This window comes from Bradyrhizobium sp. T-1, from assembly GCF_053592855.1.
Genome location: NZ_CM132115.1, coordinates 3,365,798 through 3,384,299 on the forward strand (window position 1 = coordinate 3,365,798; position 18,502 = coordinate 3,384,299).

Genomic DNA, 18,502 nt, shown 5'->3' on the forward strand with positions numbered 1-18,502 from the left:
ACCTGGCAAGAGGATCACACATGTCATTTTCGACCGGCGCCGTTCAGGCCCATTTAGCTGACGCCAACTGGCCCACTCTCTTTGGCGCCGATGCCCATCAGATCGGCGCCGATGTCGTCGCGCTGATCGACCGGGATCGCAAGAGGGAGACGTCGTCCCTCAACATGATCGCTTCGGCGTCCTACGCGCCGCTCGGACTGCGACAGATCGAGGGAACGCATCTCGTCAACCGTGCCCCGATGGGCCTGCCCGGCCGTCGCAGCGTCGCCAATTGCGAAGAGCTCGACGCGATCGAGAACCTCGCCATCAATCGCGCGAAGGCGATTTTCGGCGCCGAATATGTCAACGTGCAGGCGCTCTCTTCGACCATCGCCAACGTGGCCGTGCTGCGCGCGATCCTGCCGGCCGATGGCGCGCGCCTGCTCACCTTCGACGAGCTCGCCGGCGGCCATGTCAGCCACGGCGCCATGCGGCACATCACGGGTGCGAACCGCGAGGTGGCCTCGTTCGGCGTCACCCCCAGCGGCGTGGTCGATCTGGATCAGGCCCGTGACCTCGCGCGCAGGGTGAAGCCGCACGTCCTGCTTGCAGGCCCGTCGTCGTATCCGCGCGAGATCGACTTCGCCGGATTGAAGGCCATTGCCGACGAGGTCGGCGCACTGCTCTTCACCGACATCGCTCATGTGGCTGGGCTGATCGCGGCCGGCCTTCATGCCAATCCCGTTCCTTTCTCCGACGTGTCCACGACGTCGACACAGAAGACTCTCTGCGGACCGCGCAACGGCGCCTTTGTCTTCGCCAGGGAGCGCTTCGCCGCCGCCATCGACGCCGCCGTCTATCCCGGTCTGCAGGGCCCGGCAGCCTCGAACATGATCGCGGCGCGTGCGGTGCAGATGGAGATGATCACTCGTCCGGCCTTTGCGCAGCTCATGCGGGACGTCGTCGCGAATGCCAAGGCGTTCGGCGCTGGCCTCGAAGCGGGCGGCATCGAACTCTACACCGGTGGCACGGACTCGCACATGATCATGGCCTACACCGGCGAAAGCTGGACGCAGCCGGAACTGGTCGCGGGGCTCGGTGCCTACGGGATCGTCGGCAACGCGATGCGCGCGCCGGGGCAAGCCGGCGAACCACGGACCGCGTTCCGGTTCGGCAGCATCGCGCTGACGATCCGTGGCCTCGATACGGCCGAGGCCACCGGGCTTGGTCGCGATGTCGCGGCAATCCTGCGTGCAGGCCCGACCGCTTCAGTAGATCCGGCGCGGCTTCGCAGGCTGAAGGATCTGGCCAGCGCCCACCCCGTTCCGTCCTTTGTCGATTGATACCAGAGCCATTCATCATGAAACGCCATTACGACGTCGCCGCGGTCCGCAGCCAATTCCCTGTGACCGAGCGCTTGCTCTATCTCGACTCTGCACATCAGACGCCCCTTGCGACCAGCGTTCGCGAAGCCCTGCTCGGCTTCTATCGGGAAGGTCATGAGATGGCGGGCCCGAAACCCGTCTGGCTCGAGCGTGTCGAGCAGGTTCGTGCCCGGGTGGCGAAGCTGCTGAACGCCGCGCCGGACGAGATCGCCTTCACCAAGAACACCTCCGAGGGCATGAATATCGCCGCGAACGCGTTGCCGCTGGTGGCGGGCGACAATGTGCTCCTCGTCGAGGGCGACCACCCGAACAACGCCTATGCATTCCTCAATCTTCGACGAAAGGGGATCGAGGTGCGGTTCGTGCCGATGACGGGCGAGACGGCACGCGCGGAAATGTTCGCGCCGCATATCGATTCCCGTACGCGCGCGATCTCGCTCTCGCATGTCACCTTTCACGCGGGGCATCGTTTCGACATCGACAGCATTGGAGCGCTCTGTGCGCAGAAGAAGCTCTATTTCGTCATCGATGCGATGCAGTCGACCGGTGTCATCCCGCTCGATGCCGGAGCGAGCGGGGCAAGCCTGATCGGTTCGGGCTGCCACAAGGGGCTGCTGGTGCCGCAGGGCCTCGGCCTCCTCTATTGCCGGCAGGGTCTCGACGAACTGCAGCCGGCCTATCTCGCCATGTCGAGCCTCGCGCATCCGCCAAGCGACTACATTGCGCGTGCAGACAACATGATGCCGAAGGCCGGCGCCGGGCGATTTGAGATTGGCAATCTCAATTTGCCCGATATTCACGCGCTGGACGCCTCGCTGACGCTGATCGAGAGCGTCGGGTTGCCTGCCATCGAGGCGCATCTCTACGATCTTGGCGACCGCCTGATCGAGCGCATCGACGATCTCGGTATCCGCCTCGTCGGACCGCGCGACCGCGCCGATCGCTCACCGCACATCTACGTGCTGGATTTGCCGGCGGACGAATGGGCGGACTATCTGGCCAGCCGGCAGGTGCGCGTGTCGCCCGAGCGCGACGGCATCCGCGTGTCCTTTGGCCTGTTCAATACGGCCGAGGATGTCGACCGGTTCGCACGGGTCCTTGCCGAGAGCGGCAATCTGCCGGTTCGCGCGGTCGCCTGAACGTCAGGCAGGGCGCGGCCGACGGGATCATGCGACGATGCCATCCTGCCCCTGTTTTGCCCGACGGGTCAAGCCAAGATTCGGTAAAGACGAATCGCAGCAGCCGAGCGTCGGCTACTGTGCATGGGGTTGTTTTCGACTTTTTGCCGCGGCGGGTTCAGCCGTGCGGCCCGCGCAGCTGCGCCGTCAGCCTGTCCATGGCGTCCGCGACGTCGCGCCATTGCGACAGCCAGCTGCGCGGAAAGCGGAAGGTGAGGTCGGCGGCGCCGACGCGGCGCTCGGACAGGCACATGCCGGGCGTGGCCGCATCGCGCGTGCAGCGCGCGGTAAGTGCGGGCGAGCTTGCGGAATACAGATCCTCGCTGCCATAGGGCGTGTCGCTGCGGAAGGCGCGCATCGTCAGTCCGTCGTCCGGCGCCGTCGCTGACAGCTCGAGATAGCGCGGATAGATCGTCGCCGTGCGCTGCTCCGGCGCGAGCCCATCGTGATGTGCCGCGATCGACAGGAAGATGCGGTCGATCGGCTGCATCGCCGTGTCCACGGTGTCAGCGGTGACGTGCCGCGGCCCGTTAGGGGCTTCCAGCGAGGGATAGAGGAAATCGAGATCGATGCGCTCCTGCGGTCCGGAGTGCCGCTGGATCTTCATCCGGATCGCCGGGATCGGCAGGTTGAACAGCGTGCCGCCGACGCTCACCGGCAGCTTGTCCGGCGTATCAGCGCCGCCTGTGCTCCAGGTCGGCCACAGCAGGTAGGCAACCAGCGCGACCGCGCCCGCCGCAAAGACGCCGGTGAGCGCAAGCGGAACGAGATGCGCACCTCGGCGCGTCTTTGCGCCTGTCCGGGAAGACCGAGGGGAGGTTGCCGAAAACACCGTCATGACGTCGCGCAAATGAGCCCTGGGTCGGCCGATGGCCGACGAATCACCGGCGAATATGCCACGCGGCGGCGATTTCGCGGAGAGTTCCGGGCAGCTGGGTACGGGAGGGGGCTCTGCGCGCACCGGGCAGCGGCGTTAACCTTCGCTTAAGGATAATGTAGCGTTAACCGGCACTATTTGTCACAGGAAGGCTCGGCGTTGCGTATGGGCGGACTGTTCCGATGACACCTGAAGCTCTCAATACTTTCTTCGCGATCTGCATCGGCTTCGCGCTCGCGGGCGCGCTCGCAAATGGATATCAGGCCATGTCGCAGAGGCCCGCCGGCTTCGGGCTGTTGCAGGAGGGCGTGGCTCCCCGGACCTTCGCGGCGGTGCCGTTCCTGGTGTTTGCGGCGCCCTTCATCATCATGCGCAACACGCTGCGGGGCATGCGGCTGGAAAGCCGCCGCTTCGAGTTCGTGATGATGGCGACCGTCATCGCCGGCTTCTGGAGCATGATGAGCGGCACTTTCTTCCTGATGACGCTGCGCGCGACCGGCGTGCTGGGCTGACGCCTTGCAGGGCTGCGTCGCAGCCCTTTGCCACCTCGCTCCCGTTTCGCTATGCCAGTCTCAGCGTGACAGGAGACCTCCATGGCGATCTACGAGCTCGACGGGCAGGCGCCCGATCTTCCCTCGGACGGCAATTACTTCATCGCGGAGACAGCGACCGTGATCGGCCGCGTGCGCCTGAAGCCGGGCGCCAGCGTCTGGTTCGGCGCCGTGCTGCGCGGCGACAATGAGTGGATCGAGATCGGCGAGGGCGCCAATGTGCAGGATGGCTCGACCTGCCATACCGATCTCGGCTTCCCGCTTGTGATCGGCAAGGACTGCACCGTCGGCCACAACGTCATCCTGCACGGCTGCACTATCGGGGAGGGCGCGCTGATCGGCATGGGCTCGATCGTGATGAACGGCGCGAAGATCGGCCGCAACAGCATCGTCGGCGCCGGCTCCGTCATCACCGAGGGCAAGGAGTTTCCCGAGCGCTCGCTGATCATCGGCTCGCCCGCGCGCGTGATCCGCACGCTCGACGACGCCCAGGTGCAGCGGATGGGGAGTGCGGCGAAGTTCTATGTCGCCAATGGCCCCCGCTTCAAGAAAGGCCTGAAGCGGATCGGCTGAGGCCCCGCGCAGGTTCCATACCGTAACAATACCTGCTGGTATTTTAATCCTCCGCTAGTGCAACCACAGATAGTGTGAGCGCTTTCAACCAGGGGGAGCGGCGCGATGGACGCTGCGGCACCGGGATCCGCGTTCGACGCCGGAACCAGACTATTGAAGAAATTCGTCCGTTTCGCGCGTGGCACCGACACGCTGAGCGTTGCGGAGAAGGTCTACAGCATCGCGGGCTTTCTCGCGATCGTGACCACCTTCCTGCTCGTGATGTCGATCCAGACCGTGCGTTTGCAGACGACCTATCGCCACATGTACGCGACCTCCGCAGAGGCCGCGATCGGCGTTGGGCGCATCAATGCGCTGATCTACGCAATCGTGATGGAATCGCGCGGCATCTACATGTCCGCCGATCGCCGCGCGATGAAGCAGTTCGCCGACGGGCTGATACGACGCAACCGCGAACTCGCCGACGCAGTGAAAGCCATGGAGCGGACCGTCGGCGACGACGACGCCGAACTATTCTCCACCTTCCGGCAGCGCATCGCGCAGTTCATCGAGTTCCGTCAGGAGCTGGTGCGGCGCGGGCTCGAGATCAGCCCCGCCGCAGGGCGCGAATGGGGCGACAATGATGCCAACCGAACCCTGCGCAGCAAGCTCAACAGCGATCTCGAGGCACTCGAACGCATCTACGGGGAGCGCGCCCGCCAGGCCGACCAGCTCGCCGACGAGAACCGCTACGCCGCCGCCTACCTGTTCATGCTAGGGCTCGCGGCGCTCCTTCTGGCAGGGCTGAACGTCGTCGTCATGCGCGGCTCGGTGGTCGGCGCGCTGGCCGAGATCACGCAGGCGACCGATCGGATCGCGCAAGGCGACGTCAAGAGCGAGGTGCCGCATCTGGGCCGCCACGACGAGATTGGGCATCTTGCACGCGCCGTCCAGAATTTCCGCGATGCCGTGGCGCGCATCTTCGAGCTCGAGGAGCTCGAGCTCGGCACCGCACAAGCGCGCGACGCGGCGATGACCGAGCGCGACAAGTTCAACGACAAGTACCAGGCCAAGAAGTGGCAGCTCTCGGCCGCGATCAACAGCATGCCGCAGGGCCTGATCATGCTTGATGGCAAAGCCGATGTGGTTGCGATGAATGCCAACTACCGGCGGATCTACAACCTGCCCGAGGCGATCCAGGCCGGATCGACGCTGGAGGAAATCCTTCGGCACCGGGTCAAGAGCGGATTGTTCAGCGGCGACGTCACGAAATATGTCGGGGCGGTTCTCGAACGCATCGCCAAGCGTGAGCCGACGGCTTACGAGATCAGCCTGAATGACGGCCGCACCATCAAGATCTACGAGCGCCCGATGGACGGCGGCGGCTGGGTATCGGTGCAGGAGGACGTCACCGAGCAACGTCAGCGCGAGCGCATCCTCGAGCGGATGGAGCGTTTTCTCGCTACCATCATCGAGAATGTGACCGAAGGCATCATCGCCAAGGATGCGCGCAATCTGCGCTACGTGTTCGTCAACAAGGCTGCCGAGAAGATGATCGGCATGTCGCGCGGCGAGATCATCGGCAAGACCGCGCGCGAATTGTTCTCCGCCGAGGCGGCCGAATTGATCGAGCGGCGCGACCAGCAACTGCTCGCACAGAAGCAGCAGCTGGAGCCGATCGTCGATACCATCGACAATCCCGCGCGTGGCCGTCGCGTGATCTCGGCTCGTCGGGTGCAGATCGGCGGCACCGGCGAGGACTCGCACATGTTCGTGACCATGGTCGAGGACCGGACCGAGAAGTTGGTGGCTGCCGCGTAGCGACCGGCGGCCCGCATCGACGCGTCAGCTTCCCTCGGATTCGCGCGCTTCGATTGTGCCTGCGACTTTCTCGTGGCCGGCTGCCCACAGGGCGTGTTCGTCACTGCCGTCTTGATACGGATTTGCTCCGGCCGGGATGCTCTCGCGCGCTGCGCGCTCGCCCTCTGCGAAGGGATCGCGATCTGTCATCTTGGTCTTGCCTTTCTGGTTCTGGAGCGCGGCGTCGCCTTGTCCTCCTTGCGGTCGAGGCGTGCGCTCTTGCGCAAGGCGTCTCTGAGGTCGATGGGAATGCCGTGCTTCTTCAGGAGGTCGGCGAAGGCTTCATCCGCAAGCTCCTGAAACGTCGCCATTCGGTCGCGCCCCAATTGCTTCAGCTTGTCGAACGTATCCTCGTCGAACGCGATCAGTTTGCGCATGATCGTGGCAGCCTCCTGCTTCAAGCCGATGTGACGGAATTTGTTCCGGAACCTGTCTTTGCCGCGGCCGTTGACGGGTCGAGGAGAATTCACGATGACCAGATTGTCCGCAAGCGCTTCGATCAGGACGTTGATCGTCATCTTCAGCCTTGCCGCGATGCCGGCAATATCTTTCGCGCAGGGCGCCGGCGGATCCAACGGATCGGCCGGCGGCGTGACGAATGCGCCAGCGCCGCCGCCTGGCACCAACAGTCTGGGCACAGCGCAGTCGTCCGGCGCGAACACGTCGCCCGGTGTCACCACCGGCGCAGCCTCGGGGACGAATCGCAACGTCGATGCCACCGTGAATACCGAGAACCGGTTGCTCGACAAGAAGATGAAGAGCATCTGCCGTGGCTGCTGATGCTCGCGCGGAAGTGAGCCTCCCTGCCTATCATCAATGATCGAGTGACATTAGCTTGGGCCTGTTTGAAGCGCGGAGCGTTTTCGCGCAGAGGGTGAGTTGATGTTACGCAAGATGATCATGGCCGCACTGGCTGTCGCGGCGGTCGGTCTCGCAGCGCCTCAGGCAGCGCAGGCGGGAGGCGGTTTCGGACATGGAGGTGGCCACATGGGTGGCGGCGGTTGGGGCCACGGCGGAGGTGGCTGGGGCCATGGCGGCTGGGGCCACGGCTGGCATGGCGGCTTCTGGCCGGGTGTCGCAATCGGTGCTGGCATCGCGGGCGCCGGCTATTACGGCGCGTATGGCTACGGCTATCCCTATTACGGGGACTCCTATTATTACGGCTCCGGCTATGACGATGGCGGGTATGGCGCGCAGTGCTATCTCGTGCGGCAGCGCGTGATGACGAAATGGGGCTGGCGCGTCCGCCGTGCTCAGGTCTGTGAATAGGGGCTTGTCTCTAGGCCAGGCGCGCTGCTGAGGCACCTAAATACCGCAAGCCTAAAAAACAAGGCCGTTGACGCAGTATACCGTCAACGACCTTGCCAGCCCCGGACATTAAAATCGGCTCACGCCATCCGGTATGAGCGAACATCGCGCGGAATCACACGGACGAATGTGATCCATTTCACAAGTCGCGAAAATAAAAGGTGACGGCCCTGGATCTAATCAGCCGCGAGAGCGTTTGCGCGCGCTGGCGTGGACACGATGGCGCGCCGGTTTCCTAGGAGTAACCGAGGGCGTGTCGGACTCGGTTGAGCGGGCACTGGCAAAGGATTGCCGCAGCCCGTCGATGGATTCGTTCAGATTCGCGACCTGCTCCGACAGGCGCTTGGTGTCGGCCTGTTGCGCGGCGAGCAGCCGCTTCATGCTCTGAAGCTGGTCCTGCACCACTTGGAGCTGGTCGATCGATTCCTGCTGGGTCGCCTCCAACCCCTTGGTTTTCTCGACGAGCTGCTCGGAGGCTTGCGCGGTGCGCGCCTGAAGCTGGCGCGACGCGACCACCCGGTCGGTCTCGGGCGCAGCGCCGGTATAGGCACGCCAGATCGCGATCGAAGTAACGCCGGCGATCAGCAGCAGCAGCGCCGCAGCCGTCAAGGCGATCGGCTGGGCACCGAGACGGAGAAGGCGATTGGACTGTGTGTCCTCTGCGAGATCGATCATCGCTGACAAAACCCAAATTGAAACTTGGTGAGTGGCGAAGAGCGGCAGCACAAGAACGCAGAACAAGGCGGCCGGGGAGTCCCGAAAGTGTTACAGTTCAGCAACAAATGGGACGAAAAGGTGGCCGCCGGTGGAAAAAGCGTAGCTCTGCCAAGGCGGCGGCTTCAGCGGTCGAAGGCGGGGCGCCAAAAAGAAACCCCGCTCAAGCCGAAATTGGCTGGAGCGGGAGTATCGCGGTACGCTCAGCAGCCCGCCGTGCGCGGACCATGCCTACGGCTGAAACGGCGCAAACGGGCCCGAATAGGCCTTCGAACGCGGCGCCGCGTAGGGGCCGAGCCGGGAAGTCGCTAACCCCAGCCGCACCAGTCCTTCGGCCAGCGTCACCGCGGCAGCGACGCCGTCGACCACGGGCAGACCATGGGTGGCGGCGAGCTCTGCGGCAAGATCGGCCATGCCTGCGCAGCCGAGCACAATGGCCTCGGCACGGTCGTCGCGGATTGCGTCCGTGATTTCCGTGGAGATTTTTCCAAGGGCGTCTGCGTTGCGCTCTTCGAGCGCGAGCACCGGGACTTCGGCGGCGCGGACGCGGGCGCAGCGTTCGGCGAGGCCGTACTTCTTCAGATTATGTTCGATCGGCACGATGGAGACGCCGAGCGTGGTCACCACGGCAAAGCGCGCCGCGATCAGGCTGGCCATGTGGAAGCCGGCTTCGCCGATGCCGATTACCGGAGCTTTCGCCGCGGCGCGTGCGGCGTCGAGGCCGGTGTCGTCGAAGCAGGCGATGATGTGTGCGTCCGCATCGTTGCGGTCGGCTTCGCGGATGCAGCCGAGCATGCCCGGAACGGCGAAGGCCTCGTCGTAAAACCCTTCGATCGAGACCGGTCCCATCGTCGGCTGGCGCGCATCGATCACCGTGTCGGGCAACGCGATCGCGCGCGCTGCCGCGGCGATCTTCGCCGTCATGGAGGCGGTGGTGTTGGGATTGACGATGTGCAGTCGCATCGCAGTTAGACGAGCCCTTTGCCGGCGTCCGAGCCCTTGGCCGCCTGCCGCCTGTTGAGCGTGTGGATGGTACCGAGCGCAAGCGTGATCACCGCGAACGACACAGCGGAGATGATGGTGCCGAGGGCATAGATGTCCGGGTTCGTCACTGTTGTGGTGAGGCCCTGCAGATCGAGCGGCAACGTGTTCACCGCGCCGATCGCCTGACTGGAACGCGCAAGCTCGTCCCAAGACAGCGTGAAGCCGAACAGGCCGATGCCGATTACCGACGGCAGGATGATCGGCAGCACGACATGACGGAAGGCCTGCCATGGCGTGGCACCGAGGTCGCGCGCAGCTTCCTCGAGCCGGGGATCAAAGCGATTGAAGATCGCGAACATGATCAACAGGCCGAACGGCAGCGTCCAGGTCAGATGCGCGCCGAGTCCCGAGGTGAGCAGGCCCATCGAGGTCTCGAAGTTCTCATTCCAGTGCGCTTTGATCAGGTCGTCGACGATGCGGAATTCAAGCGAGATCCCGAGCGAGGTGATGATCGAGGGAACGATCAGGCTCGCGATCGCCGAATAGAACAGAATGCTCTGCGCCCTGAACTTCCTGCGGAAGGCCATGCCGGCGGCGACCGACAGCACGACGGTGACGGCCATGACGATGACGCCGAGCAGCAGCGAGCGGCGGAAGGCGGCGCCGAGGTCGACGATGCCGGTCCCCTGGAACAGCTTGGTCAGCCAGTAGGTCGATACCCCGTTCATCGGGAAGGTGAGGCCGCCTTGTGGCCCCTGGAACGACAGCACGTAGATCGCGATCATCGGGCCGTAGAGAAACAGCACATAGGCCGCGAAGAAGATCGCGAGAACGTAGAAGCTGCGCGGGCGTCCTTCCTTCATCGCCTAGAGCTCCTTCTTGATGTCGACGATGCGGGACATCATGGTGATGATCAGGAACGTGATGACGAGCAGGATCACGGCATTGGCGGCCGCGGCCGGGAATTGCAGCGCGTTGACCCGTGTCTCGATGATCTTGCCGGCGGCTGCGATCTGCTGGCCGCCCATCACGCCGATAGTGATGAAGTCGCCCATCACGATCGTGATGACGAAGATCGAGCCGATCACGATGCCGGGTTTGGCCAAGGGAATGATGACGTTGACCAGCGTCTGGAAGCCGGTGGCGCCGGCGTCATAGGCCGCTTCGATCAGCGACTTGTCGATGCGGATCATGGAATTGAAGATCGGCACCACCATGAAGAAGGTGAAGAGGTGCACCAGCGCCAGCACCACCGAGAATTCGGAGAACAGCAGCCATTCCACCGGCTGATTGATCAGGCCCGTCTTCATCAGCCCGGAGTTTACCAGGCCGTTGCGTCCGAGCAGCGGGATCCAGGCGATCATGCGGATGACGTTGGAGGTCCAGAACGGGATCGTGCAGAGCAGCGATAGTCCCATCTGCCAAGTCTTGGACTTGACGTGGAAGGCAAGGAAGTAGGCGACCCAGAAGCCGATGAAGAGCGTGATGGCCCAGACCAGGAAGCACAGCTTGAGCGTCTTCAGATAGGTCTTGGCGATGGTGCAGAGATCGGGGAGCTGCGCGATGCAGCCTTCGAACGTGTCGGTGTAGCCGCGCCCGGAGAAGGCCGGCAGCAATTGATATTCGTTGTAGTCCCAGAACGAGACGATAACGACGAAGACGAGTGGAATCAGGAAGAAGGCGAGAAACACCAGCATCATCGGCCCGGCCTGCAGCCAGGAGATGAAGGAGGGCGACAGGCGCGCCGCTTTCGCAGGGCGCGCCGTCTCCGATCCCCGGACGAGGTCCGGGGATGGCTGTTGCAGGATGTCTTCCGACGTATCCATCACGCGGCGATGAACTCGTTCCACTTGCGGACCATGTAGTCATTCTCGTCCATCACGGCGTTCCAGCACGCGACGCCGCCCATGCGGTCTTCATAGGAGCCGCCGTCACGCACCGCGCCTGCCTTCTCCAGCAGCGAGCCGTCGGGCGCCTTGATGTCCTTCTCAGCCGGCTTGCCTTCCATCCAATAGGCCCACTCGTAGGGCTCCATGTTGGCCTTCGCGGTCGAGAGTACGGCCGAGTAGTAGCCCTGGCGGTTGAGATAGGCGCCTGCATAGCCGGACAGGAACCAGTTGACGAACTCATAGGCCCAGTCGAGCTTCGCGCCCGACACGCCCTTGGAGACGCAGAAGCCCGAGGCCCAGGAGCGGTAGCCTTCCTTCAGCGGCTGGAAGGTGCAGGCGATGCCCATCGAGCGCACTTTCGTCACCGCCGGCGACCACATCGACTGGATTACGGTTTCGCCCGAAGCCATCAGGTTGACGCTCTCGTTGAAGTCCTTCCAGAATGCGCGGAACTGGCCGGCCTTCTTCGCCTCGGTCATCACCTTCATGGTGAGATCGATCTCTTCCTTGGTCATGTTGCCCTTGTCGGCATATTTGTACTTGCCGGTGGCTTCCACGACCATTGCGGCATCCATGATGCCGATCGAGGGGATGTTGAGGATCGAGGCCTTGCCCTTGAACTCGGGGTTGAGCAGCTCCGACCACGAGCTGATCGGACGCTTGATCAGGTCGGGGCGGATGCCGAGCGTGTCGGCGTTGTAGACGGTCGGGATCAGCGTGACGAACTCGGTTGCGGTCTTGGAGAAGGTCTTGGAATCCTTGCCCTCGAGATAGAGCACCTTCCAGGGCGCGGTACCCTGATTGCCGATCTTCTTGCCGCCGGGCGTCTCACCCTTGGTGAAGACCGGCGTGATGTTGTCGAACTCCTTGATCTTTTTGGCGTCGAGGGCAAGGATGTTGCCCGACGGCACCAGCTTCTTCAGCGAGAAATATTCGGTGTCCAGCACGTCGAAGGAGTTCGGCTGGGTCATCACGCGCTTGGTGACGTCGTCAGTGGTCGCGGTGATGTACTCGATCTTGATGCCGGTGTCCTTCAGGCACTGCTTGGAGATGTCGTCGCCCTCGTTCACGGCGGTGCCGAGATAGCGCAGCACCTTCGGCTCGGCCGACATCACGTAGGGGAAGCCGGTGATGGCGCCGGAGCCAGCGGCAAGGCCGGCAAGACCCGCGGTGCCCTTGAGTAGCGTGCGGCGGCTGACGCCGGTCTTTTTGGTCGTCTCGGTCATTCCAGTCACTCCTCTGTGTTGCGCATTTTCTAAAATGACGGCGCTATTGCAGACGTTGCGCCTTGGCGGGATCCCAGGTGGCCAGCACGCGATCGCCCGGCCGGAACGGATGGACGTCGAAAGTGGCTTCGGGAACGTGCGAGAACAGGGCGGTGCCGTCGTCGAGCGTGAGCGAGACGGCGACGTAGGAGCCCTGATACTCGGTCTGGGTCAGCAGCGCCGGCGCGCCGAACGCGCCATCAGTGACCGGCTTGATGCCGAGCTGATCGGCGCGCACCGCGATGAGGTTGCCGGCGTCGCTGAGAACGTTATGGCCGCCGATGAAGCGGGCCACGAATTCGGTGCGGGGATGGTGAAAGATGTCGCGGGCCGTGCCCTGCTGCTCGATCCTGCCCTGGTTCATCACCACGATGTGGTCGGCGAGTGCCATTGCCTCTTCCTGGCCGTGGGTGACCTGGATGAAGCTGATGCCGAGCTCGCGCTGCAGCCGCTTCAGCTCGCCGCGCATCTTCACGCGCAGGAACGGATCGAGTGCGGACAGCGGTTCGTCGAGCAGGAGGATCTGCGGCTCGGTAATCAGCGCGCGGGCAAGCGCCACACGCTGCTGCTGGCCGCCGGAGAGCTGGGCCGGCAGGCGGCCGGCATAGGGGCTCATCGCCACCAGCTCCAAAAGCTCGCCGGCGCGCTTGTGCCTGGTCGCGCGATCGACGCCGCGCATTTTCAGGGCAAACGCAACATTGTCGAGCACGCTCAGGTGAGGAAACAGCGCGTAAGACTGGAACATCATCGCCGTGCCGCGTTTGGCGGGCTCGAGGTCCGTGACGTTCTGCGCGCCCAGAATGATGTCGCCTTCGCTGACGGCCTCGTGGCCCGCGACCATGCGCAGGGTTGAGGTTTTGCCGCAGCCGGACGGGCCGAGCAGGCAGCAATAGGTGCCGGCGGGAATCTTCAGGTTGACGTCGTCGACCGCCAGCGTCGTGTCGTAGCGCTTGGTGACGGCGACCAGTTCGAGAGCGGCGGGAGTGGCCATGGCGTGTCCGCGAGAGGGGCGATGCTACGCCTCTCTCCGCAAGGTCCGTGCCAAAAACTCAAATCAGGCCGAATTTAAAAACTGTGCAGCGGAGTCAGCTCGTTAGGTCGAATCCGTGCATTTGTGCGGCGCACGGGCGGGCAGGGATGTGCACACGAAATGGGCGAAGATTGTATAAAGTTTCGCCTGTGATTGGATACAGATCGTCGATTACCATTCGAGGTCCAAACGTCACCGATCGAGCCCTCAAACCCGCCCTCGAACTAATGGCCGCCAAATCCCGCCCGAAATCCGATGTGCCCGACGTGAGCGATCGCGTCAGCCGGATCAGAGAGGGCGTGACCGCGGCGATCCTCGAACATCGGCTGCTGCCGGGCACCAAGCTCGGCGAGGACGAGATCGGTGAGATCTATGGCGCGAGCCGCACGCTGGTTCGCACCGCACTGCAGCAGCTCGCGCATGAGGGCATCGTCAACATCGAGAAGAATCGCGGCGCCTTCGTCGCGCGCCCGACGCCGGCGGATGCCCGCGAAGTGTTCGAGGCGCGCCGGCTGATCGAGCCCACCATCGTCGACCATGCCGTCGATGCCGTCTCGCCCGCCTGGCTCGATCGCCTGCAGCAGCATCTCACTGAAGAGCGCGAGGCGGAGCTGCGCGGCGACGCGCGCGCGTCGGTCCGGCTCTCCGGCGAATTTCACCGCCTCGTTGCCGAGATGAGCGGCCACAGCATCTATCTCGGCTTCCTGAAGGAATTGATCGCGCGCTCCTCGCTGATCATATTGCTCTATCGTCGTCACGACACGCCGGCTTGCGGCACCGATCATCACGCCGAGATCGTCACCGCGATCCGCAAGCGCGACAAGCAGACCGCGTGCGCGCAGATGCTGTCGCATCTGAACGAGATCGAGGCCGAGCTGTTTTTGAAGGATCCCGCCGCCGACGAGCTGCGGCTCGCGGATGTGCTCGGGGCGGGATGATCAGCGTGAGCACGGCGCGGGAAATGCGCGTGCCAATGCCTCCGGAATGATCGTTCCGATCGCCTCTGGCGGGAAGAACAGAAAGTCGCGATGGCCGCCCAATCCGAATTTGTAGTGCGGGACCCGATCGGGGTTGGTCGGCGGAAGATAGCTTCGACCCAGAAGCATGACGCCCAAATAGCCGAGGCTCTCGAAGAATTCGAACAACTGCCGGTCTTCGGGCGGCGTTGCCTCGAACTGGATCACCGGCCGAGACGTCCTGATGGTGCGCTCGCCGCCGGCAAACACTTTCAGCTCGTGTCCTTCGACGTCGCATTTGATGAACTTCACGCCCGCGACGTCCGGCAGCTCATCGAGCCTCATGGTCGGGACGGATATGGTTTCGCCGTTTGATCGCGAAAGGGATGCGCTGCCATCGCCAATCCGCTGGCGCGAGAGCTGCGCGGAGCCGTGGATGTCCGAAAGTGCGACCGGCATGATATTGAGGTTGCGCCAGCCGAACTGCACCCGGCGCCTGCCGATATATTCAACCATCTCAGGTTGTGGCTCGAAAGCCAGGACCAGGCCATCGGGGCCGGCGGCGCGCGCAAGCCAGAACGAATAGATGCCCTTGTTGGCGCCGATGTCGAGCACGGTGGCGCCGTGGAGATTCAGGCGGCTGATCGTCTGGAGCTGGAGGCGTTCTGTTCGAAATCGATAGCGAAGGCAGCGCAGGACGAAATGCGCATTCTCGCATTGCGTCGCCCAAGCTTCGCGCATCCCTGCCTCCCACAGGAAAACTACACATCAGCCTGTAGTTGAGCAACAATCCGGTTGCGGCTTCGCGCTGCTTCCTTCTTGTTGCGGTGCGATTTCAGCCACCAAAAAGTTGCGCCCAGCCATTGGGGGATGGCTGGGCGCGCGCGAACCGGTCTGGGACGGGGAGGGGTGGGGATGTGACCGGGTCGCGTAACTCGTTCGTTTGTCTCTACTGATCCACTTACTGGTCTCTTGCGCTGGCGGTGGAGACCGCCGGCTTGGTATCGCCGAGCGAGACCCAGACATTGGGGTCGCTCTGCGACTGGCGCTTGACGAAGCGGTAGCCGGTCTCCGTCCAGGCAACGACGCTCTCGTTCTGATTGTCGAGAACGAACTCGCCCTTGTCGGTCTTCACCGTCAGCACCGCGTGTCCTTCACCCTTCTTGTCGCGCACGACGGTGATGAGTAGGGCCTCGCGCGGCCAACCGGCATCGATCAGCATCTTGCGCTTCAACAGCACGTAGTCTTCACAGTCGCCGTAACCGTCGGTCGGCAGCGACCACTTCTCGATCACGCCCCAGTGGTCCTGGTCGGTCAAAGGCTTGATGGTCTCGTTGACCCAGCGATTGACCTTGGTCAGGTCACGCCACGCGGCCTGCGACATCACGATGTCGCGCGGCTGCGACGGCCCGCCCTGACACTGAGCGGCATTCTCTGCACAAAACTCGACCCAGCCGATCGGCGCACGCGTGGTGTCGCCGAGGCTCGCGTAGAGCAGACGGCTTTCGCCGGCCTGCGCTGCCGCGCTGATCCCGAACAGCATGGCAGCAAGTGCCAGTGCCTTCCCCTGTCCCCTGAAGTCCAACATTGCGGCCCCCGTTTCTTGTTGGGACCACATTTCGCATGGAGCTTTTGAGTTGCCGCTAAGTCATCCAAGTCAACTCGAGACGAATGCAAGTAAAACGCGCTGCAAATTCGATCTATACTTGAATCAAAGTCGAATAAAATTTGAGATGACTGCAATTGATTCAAATTGTAGCGATTAACGCGGGAACGCTGGCGGAACTGCTGTTTCTGCCCCGAGAAGGCCGCGCGTTAACCCCGCGCGAGACGACCGCCGGACGCGAAAAAGGCGGCGTCCGCATCGCGAAGGCCGCCTTTGAGGCTGGAATAACAGGGATTCTGGCGCGCTTTCGATTTACCGCGCGGTAACGCTCTCTTCGAGTGTCTCGATCGGCTGCTCGTGCATGAACTCCAGCGCGAAGCCGTCTTCGAGGTTTCGGACCACGCGGCCCTGCACCCGGCCGAGCAGAACGATCGACTTCAGCGGCGGACGGTTTTCCGCGGCAATGGCCGCGCCCGACAGCGAGAGGTCGATGATGCGGCAGGTCATCTTGGTGCCGTCCTCGAGCGTCAGCACCGCGATCGGGTTGCGCGGCACGATACGGTCGTGGCGGCGGTCCTCCGGCAGATTGAGGATGTCGCGGTTGGCGAGCCAGGTCAGCTGGGCCGCGAGCTTGTCGCGCTTGCGCGGCGTCGCCCCGACCGTCATGGCGAAGCCGTTGTCGATGATCCGGGTAATCTTGCCCTCGACCCGGCCGATATGGTCGAGATAGGCGACCACGCGGTCGCCGACATTGCCGATGCCGGGCGCCAACAGCGCGAGCCCGCCGGGCGACATGTTGATCACCTGGCAGGGGAATTCTCGGCGGTCCGGCAGCATGTAACGGCCGAGCAGGTGCACCTTCACCCGCTGGAAACGCCGACGTTCCTCGGCGGCCGGAAGAAATTTTTTGTTCGCCAACGCCATTTTCACTACCCGACCCCCCGCCCGGGCGGAGTCCGGCACGACCCTAAGGTGCATAGGGTTAATGCCGCGTTATGATTGGGCGCGGCGAATACGGACGGACACAATGCGTTCCAAAAACCGCACCAAGGGCGGGCCCTGCCTTGGTGTGCCGGGGTCGGGGGACGGCGGGAGTTCCGGCCGGTGACCGGGCCGCCCCTAGGCCTTCCTGGTCGCGCGCCCATAGAGCAGGCCCAGCAGCGCCAGCAGCACCGCGGCCGATAGCCCCAGCGACCAGTGGATCCCGATCGCGGCCCCAAAGACGCCGACCGTGATGCCGCTGAACGCGCGCATGCCGAGGCCGGCCATATTATAGAGGCCGACGACGCGGCCACGGATGTCGGCCGGCGCGTTCAACTGCACCAGCGCCTGGGCCATGGTGTTGAACGACAGCTCGAAGAAGCCCGCGCAGAACAATAGCACGATCGCGACCGGATAGATCCGCACCGCGGCGAAGCCGAGCAGCGCCACGCTCCAGAGTGTTGCGAGCAGGATCGCGGTGCGCGGTGTGCCCCTGAGCCGTCCCCAGGATTCCAGCGCGATGCCGGCAAGCAGCGCGCCGGCCGCATCGGCCGCGAGCAGCACGCTGTAGGAGACGCCGGGATCGCCATGGCCGAGATCGCCGGCAAAGCCCGGCATCTGGGCGTGATAGGCGTTGCCGATCATGAAGGAGGTGAGGCCGGCAAGCCAGGTCATCGCCGTCAGCACCGGCTGGGTGCCGATGGCGCGGATGGTGAGCAGAATGTCGGCGAAGCCGCGCACGGCGAAGCGCCGCGCAGCGAGGCTCTTATCGCGCACCGGCGCCCAGAACAGCCAGAGCAGCATCGGCAGATAGAACAGCGTGTTGAAGATGATGCCGTGCGAGGTGCCGAGCGTCAGCATGATGAGGCCGCCCACCGCAGGCCCGACCAGGATGCCGAGATAGCGCGCCATCGCATTCAGCCGCACTGCGCTCGGAAGGTCTGCGGGCCCGACGAGATCGTAGAGCAGCAGCTGGTTCGGTGTCTGCCACAGCACGCCGGCGCAGCCATGGATCACCAGCAGCAGCATCGCATGCCACATCTGGATCGTGTCGGTGATGAAGAAGAAGCCCCATCCGGCCGAGGCCACGATGAACAGCAGCATGCCGCACTGGATGATGCGGCGCGGATCGAAGCGGTCGGCAAGTTCGCCGACCACGACCGAGAACAGCAGGAACGGCAGCCAGTGCGACAGCACGGCAAAGCCGCCCAGCGTCGGCGAGTGGAATTTCTGGAACACCACCCAATAGCTGATCACGTGCTCGATATTGTCGGCCATCATCGCCAGCACATAGGCGATGAATTGAAGCCGATAGGGCACGGACTTCATCGCCGCGAACGATCCGGACGCGGCCACGGGATTTTGCGGAAGGGGGTTCAAGCGGGCA

General features: G+C 63.8%; 21 protein-coding genes. 9 read left to right on the forward strand and 12 right to left on the reverse strand.

What is annotated here, in order from left to right; genetic code table 11:
- The first annotated feature begins 20 nt into the window (after window positions 1-20).
- Complete coding sequence (locus tag ACWAT4_RS16045) at window positions 21-1,322, forward strand: serine hydroxymethyltransferase (protein WP_449730898.1); 1,302 nt, start codon at window positions 21-23, stop codon at window positions 1,320-1,322.
- A 17-nt stretch (window positions 1,323-1,339) separates the two neighbouring features.
- Window positions 1,340-2,503, forward strand: a complete 1,164-nt coding sequence (locus ACWAT4_RS16050) for an aminotransferase class V-fold PLP-dependent enzyme (RefSeq protein WP_449730899.1) — start codon at window positions 1,340-1,342, stop codon at window positions 2,501-2,503.
- A gap of 157 nt (window positions 2,504-2,660) precedes the next feature.
- Here the strand turns inward: ACWAT4_RS16050 and ACWAT4_RS16055 are convergent, their stop codons facing one another.
- Complete coding sequence (locus ACWAT4_RS16055; RefSeq protein ID WP_449730900.1) at window positions 2,661-3,380, reverse strand: hypothetical protein; 720 nt, start codon at window positions 3,378-3,380, stop codon at window positions 2,661-2,663.
- Between the two features lie 221 nt (window positions 3,381-3,601).
- Here ACWAT4_RS16055 and ACWAT4_RS16060 point away from each other — a divergent pair, with 221 nt between their 5' ends.
- The 3 genes from ACWAT4_RS16060 to ACWAT4_RS16070 all read left to right on the forward strand — a co-directional run bounded on the left by ACWAT4_RS16060 (window position 3,602) and on the right by ACWAT4_RS16070 (window position 6,343).
- A complete protein-coding gene (locus tag ACWAT4_RS16060; RefSeq protein WP_212301749.1) occupies window positions 3,602-3,931 on the forward strand; it encodes a DUF6949 family protein in 330 nt (109 codons plus the stop codon).
- Between the two features lie 81 nt (window positions 3,932-4,012).
- Window positions 4,013-4,543 carry a gamma carbonic anhydrase family protein gene (locus ACWAT4_RS16065; protein WP_212301748.1) on the forward strand — a complete coding sequence of 177 codons (531 nt, stop codon included), beginning with the start codon at window positions 4,013-4,015 and terminating at the stop codon, window positions 4,541-4,543.
- 105 nt (window positions 4,544-4,648) lie between these two features.
- Window positions 4,649-6,343 carry a PAS-domain containing protein gene (locus ACWAT4_RS16070; protein WP_449730901.1) on the forward strand — a complete coding sequence of 565 codons (1,695 nt, stop codon included), beginning with the start codon at window positions 4,649-4,651 and terminating at the stop codon, window positions 6,341-6,343.
- A gap of 185 nt (window positions 6,344-6,528) precedes the next feature.
- Here the strand turns inward: ACWAT4_RS16070 and ACWAT4_RS16075 are convergent, their stop codons facing one another.
- A complete protein-coding gene (locus tag ACWAT4_RS16075) occupies window positions 6,529-6,759 on the reverse strand; it encodes a hypothetical protein (RefSeq protein ID WP_212301745.1) in 231 nt (76 codons plus the stop codon).
- A gap of 94 nt (window positions 6,760-6,853) precedes the next feature.
- Between ACWAT4_RS16075 and ACWAT4_RS16080 the strand changes: the two genes are divergently transcribed.
- Window positions 6,854-7,162 carry a hypothetical protein gene (locus ACWAT4_RS16080; RefSeq protein ID WP_212301744.1) on the forward strand — a complete coding sequence of 103 codons (309 nt, stop codon included), beginning with the start codon at window positions 6,854-6,856 and terminating at the stop codon, window positions 7,160-7,162.
- Between the two features lie 102 nt (window positions 7,163-7,264).
- The gene (locus tag ACWAT4_RS16085; protein WP_212425188.1) at window positions 7,265-7,651 is read left to right on the forward strand and encodes a hypothetical protein; all 387 of its coding nucleotides are present in this window, start codon (window positions 7,265-7,267) and stop codon (window positions 7,649-7,651) included.
- A gap of 219 nt (window positions 7,652-7,870) precedes the next feature.
- Here ACWAT4_RS16085 and ACWAT4_RS16090 read toward each other — a convergent pair whose 3' ends face one another.
- From ACWAT4_RS16090 to ACWAT4_RS16115, 6 genes are all read right to left on the reverse strand, one after another.
- On the reverse strand, window positions 7,871-8,365 hold the full coding sequence (locus ACWAT4_RS16090; protein ID WP_212301741.1) for a hypothetical protein: 495 nt from the start codon (window positions 8,363-8,365) through the stop codon (window positions 7,871-7,873).
- A gap of 270 nt (window positions 8,366-8,635) precedes the next feature.
- Window positions 8,636-9,367 (reverse strand): aspartate/glutamate racemase family protein, encoded by a 732-nt coding sequence (locus ACWAT4_RS16095; protein ID WP_449730902.1) that lies wholly within the window; start codon window positions 9,365-9,367, stop codon window positions 8,636-8,638.
- 5 nt (window positions 9,368-9,372) lie between these two features.
- Window positions 9,373-10,251: an ABC transporter permease gene (locus ACWAT4_RS16100; RefSeq protein WP_212301731.1), complete on the reverse strand. Its 879-nt coding sequence runs from the start codon at window positions 10,249-10,251 to the stop codon at window positions 9,373-9,375.
- 3 nt (window positions 10,252-10,254) lie between these two features.
- Complete coding sequence (locus ACWAT4_RS16105) at window positions 10,255-11,214, reverse strand: ABC transporter permease (protein WP_449731215.1); 960 nt, start codon at window positions 11,212-11,214, stop codon at window positions 10,255-10,257.
- Entirely contained in the window at window positions 11,214-12,503 is a 1,290-nt protein-coding gene (locus ACWAT4_RS16110; RefSeq protein ID WP_212301721.1) for an ABC transporter substrate-binding protein, read from the reverse strand. The genes ACWAT4_RS16105 and ACWAT4_RS16110 overlap by 1 nt, the downstream gene beginning before the upstream one ends.
- 43 nt (window positions 12,504-12,546) lie before the next feature.
- Window positions 12,547-13,533: an ABC transporter ATP-binding protein gene (locus ACWAT4_RS16115; RefSeq protein ID WP_212301720.1), complete on the reverse strand. Its 987-nt coding sequence runs from the start codon at window positions 13,531-13,533 to the stop codon at window positions 12,547-12,549.
- 266 nt (window positions 13,534-13,799) lie between these two features.
- Here ACWAT4_RS16115 and ACWAT4_RS16120 point away from each other — a divergent pair, with 266 nt between their 5' ends.
- Window positions 13,800-14,510 (forward strand): GntR family transcriptional regulator, encoded by a 711-nt coding sequence (locus tag ACWAT4_RS16120; RefSeq protein ID WP_212301718.1) that lies wholly within the window; start codon window positions 13,800-13,802, stop codon window positions 14,508-14,510.
- Here ACWAT4_RS16120 and ACWAT4_RS16125 read toward each other — a convergent pair whose 3' ends face one another.
- Window positions 14,511-15,269, reverse strand: a complete 759-nt coding sequence (locus tag ACWAT4_RS16125; protein ID WP_212425186.1) for an FkbM family methyltransferase — start codon at window positions 15,267-15,269, stop codon at window positions 14,511-14,513.
- Window positions 15,270-15,489: 220 nt separating this feature from the next.
- Window positions 15,490-16,116 carry a transglutaminase-like cysteine peptidase gene (locus tag ACWAT4_RS16130; RefSeq protein ID WP_212301713.1) on the reverse strand — a complete coding sequence of 209 codons (627 nt, stop codon included), beginning with the start codon at window positions 16,114-16,116 and terminating at the stop codon, window positions 15,490-15,492.
- Window positions 16,117-16,271: 155 nt separating this feature from the next.
- Between ACWAT4_RS16130 and ACWAT4_RS16135 the strand changes: the two genes are divergently transcribed.
- Complete coding sequence (locus tag ACWAT4_RS16135) at window positions 16,272-16,460, forward strand: hypothetical protein (RefSeq protein WP_449730903.1); 189 nt, start codon at window positions 16,272-16,274, stop codon at window positions 16,458-16,460.
- Here the strand turns inward: ACWAT4_RS16135 and ACWAT4_RS16140 are convergent.
- Entirely contained in the window at window positions 16,447-17,058 is a 612-nt protein-coding gene (locus ACWAT4_RS16140; protein WP_028154094.1) for a PilZ domain-containing protein, read from the reverse strand. The genes ACWAT4_RS16135 and ACWAT4_RS16140 overlap by 14 nt on opposite strands.
- A gap of 195 nt (window positions 17,059-17,253) precedes the next feature.
- Window positions 17,254-18,444, reverse strand: a complete 1,191-nt coding sequence (locus ACWAT4_RS16145) for an MFS transporter (protein WP_449731216.1) — start codon at window positions 18,442-18,444, stop codon at window positions 17,254-17,256.
- Window positions 18,445-18,502: the final 58 nt, after the last annotated feature.

Coding starts and splice junctions, on each gene's coding strand:
- ACWAT4_RS16045 (WP_449730898.1), top strand. CDS start 21: ATGTCATTTTCGACCGGCGCCGTTCAGGCCCATTTAGCTGACGCCAAC.
- ACWAT4_RS16050 (WP_449730899.1), top strand. CDS start 1,340: ATGAAACGCCATTACGACGTCGCCGCGGTCCGCAGCCAATTCCCTGTG.
- ACWAT4_RS16055 (WP_449730900.1), bottom strand. CDS start 3,380: ATGACGGTGTTTTCGGCAACCTCCCCTCGGTCTTCCCGGACAGGCGCA.
- ACWAT4_RS16060 (WP_212301749.1), top strand. CDS start 3,602: ATGACACCTGAAGCTCTCAATACTTTCTTCGCGATCTGCATCGGCTTC.
- ACWAT4_RS16065 (WP_212301748.1), top strand. CDS start 4,013: ATGGCGATCTACGAGCTCGACGGGCAGGCGCCCGATCTTCCCTCGGAC.
- ACWAT4_RS16070 (WP_449730901.1), top strand. CDS start 4,649: ATGGACGCTGCGGCACCGGGATCCGCGTTCGACGCCGGAACCAGACTA.
- ACWAT4_RS16075 (WP_212301745.1), bottom strand. CDS start 6,759: ATGCGCAAACTGATCGCGTTCGACGAGGATACGTTCGACAAGCTGAAG.
- ACWAT4_RS16080 (WP_212301744.1), top strand. CDS start 6,854: ATGACCAGATTGTCCGCAAGCGCTTCGATCAGGACGTTGATCGTCATC.
- ACWAT4_RS16085 (WP_212425188.1), top strand. CDS start 7,265: ATGTTACGCAAGATGATCATGGCCGCACTGGCTGTCGCGGCGGTCGGT.
- ACWAT4_RS16090 (WP_212301741.1), bottom strand. CDS start 8,365: ATGATCGATCTCGCAGAGGACACACAGTCCAATCGCCTTCTCCGTCTC.
- ACWAT4_RS16095 (WP_449730902.1), bottom strand. CDS start 9,367: ATGCGACTGCACATCGTCAATCCCAACACCACCGCCTCCATGACGGCG.
- ACWAT4_RS16100 (WP_212301731.1), bottom strand. CDS start 10,251: ATGAAGGAAGGACGCCCGCGCAGCTTCTACGTTCTCGCGATCTTCTTC.
- ACWAT4_RS16105 (WP_449731215.1), bottom strand. CDS start 11,214: ATGGATACGTCGGAAGACATCCTGCAACAGCCATCCCCGGACCTCGTC.
- ACWAT4_RS16110 (WP_212301721.1), bottom strand. CDS start 12,503: ATGACCGAGACGACCAAAAAGACCGGCGTCAGCCGCCGCACGCTACTC.
- ACWAT4_RS16115 (WP_212301720.1), bottom strand. CDS start 13,533: ATGGCCACTCCCGCCGCTCTCGAACTGGTCGCCGTCACCAAGCGCTAC.
- ACWAT4_RS16120 (WP_212301718.1), top strand. CDS start 13,800: ATGGCCGCCAAATCCCGCCCGAAATCCGATGTGCCCGACGTGAGCGAT.
- ACWAT4_RS16125 (WP_212425186.1), bottom strand. CDS start 15,269: ATGCGCGAAGCTTGGGCGACGCAATGCGAGAATGCGCATTTCGTCCTG.
- ACWAT4_RS16130 (WP_212301713.1), bottom strand. CDS start 16,116: ATGTTGGACTTCAGGGGACAGGGGAAGGCACTGGCACTTGCTGCCATG.
- ACWAT4_RS16140 (WP_028154094.1), bottom strand. CDS start 17,058: ATGGCGTTGGCGAACAAAAAATTTCTTCCGGCCGCCGAGGAACGTCGG.
- ACWAT4_RS16145 (WP_449731216.1), bottom strand. CDS start 18,444: ATGAAGTCCGTGCCCTATCGGCTTCAATTCATCGCCTATGTGCTGGCG.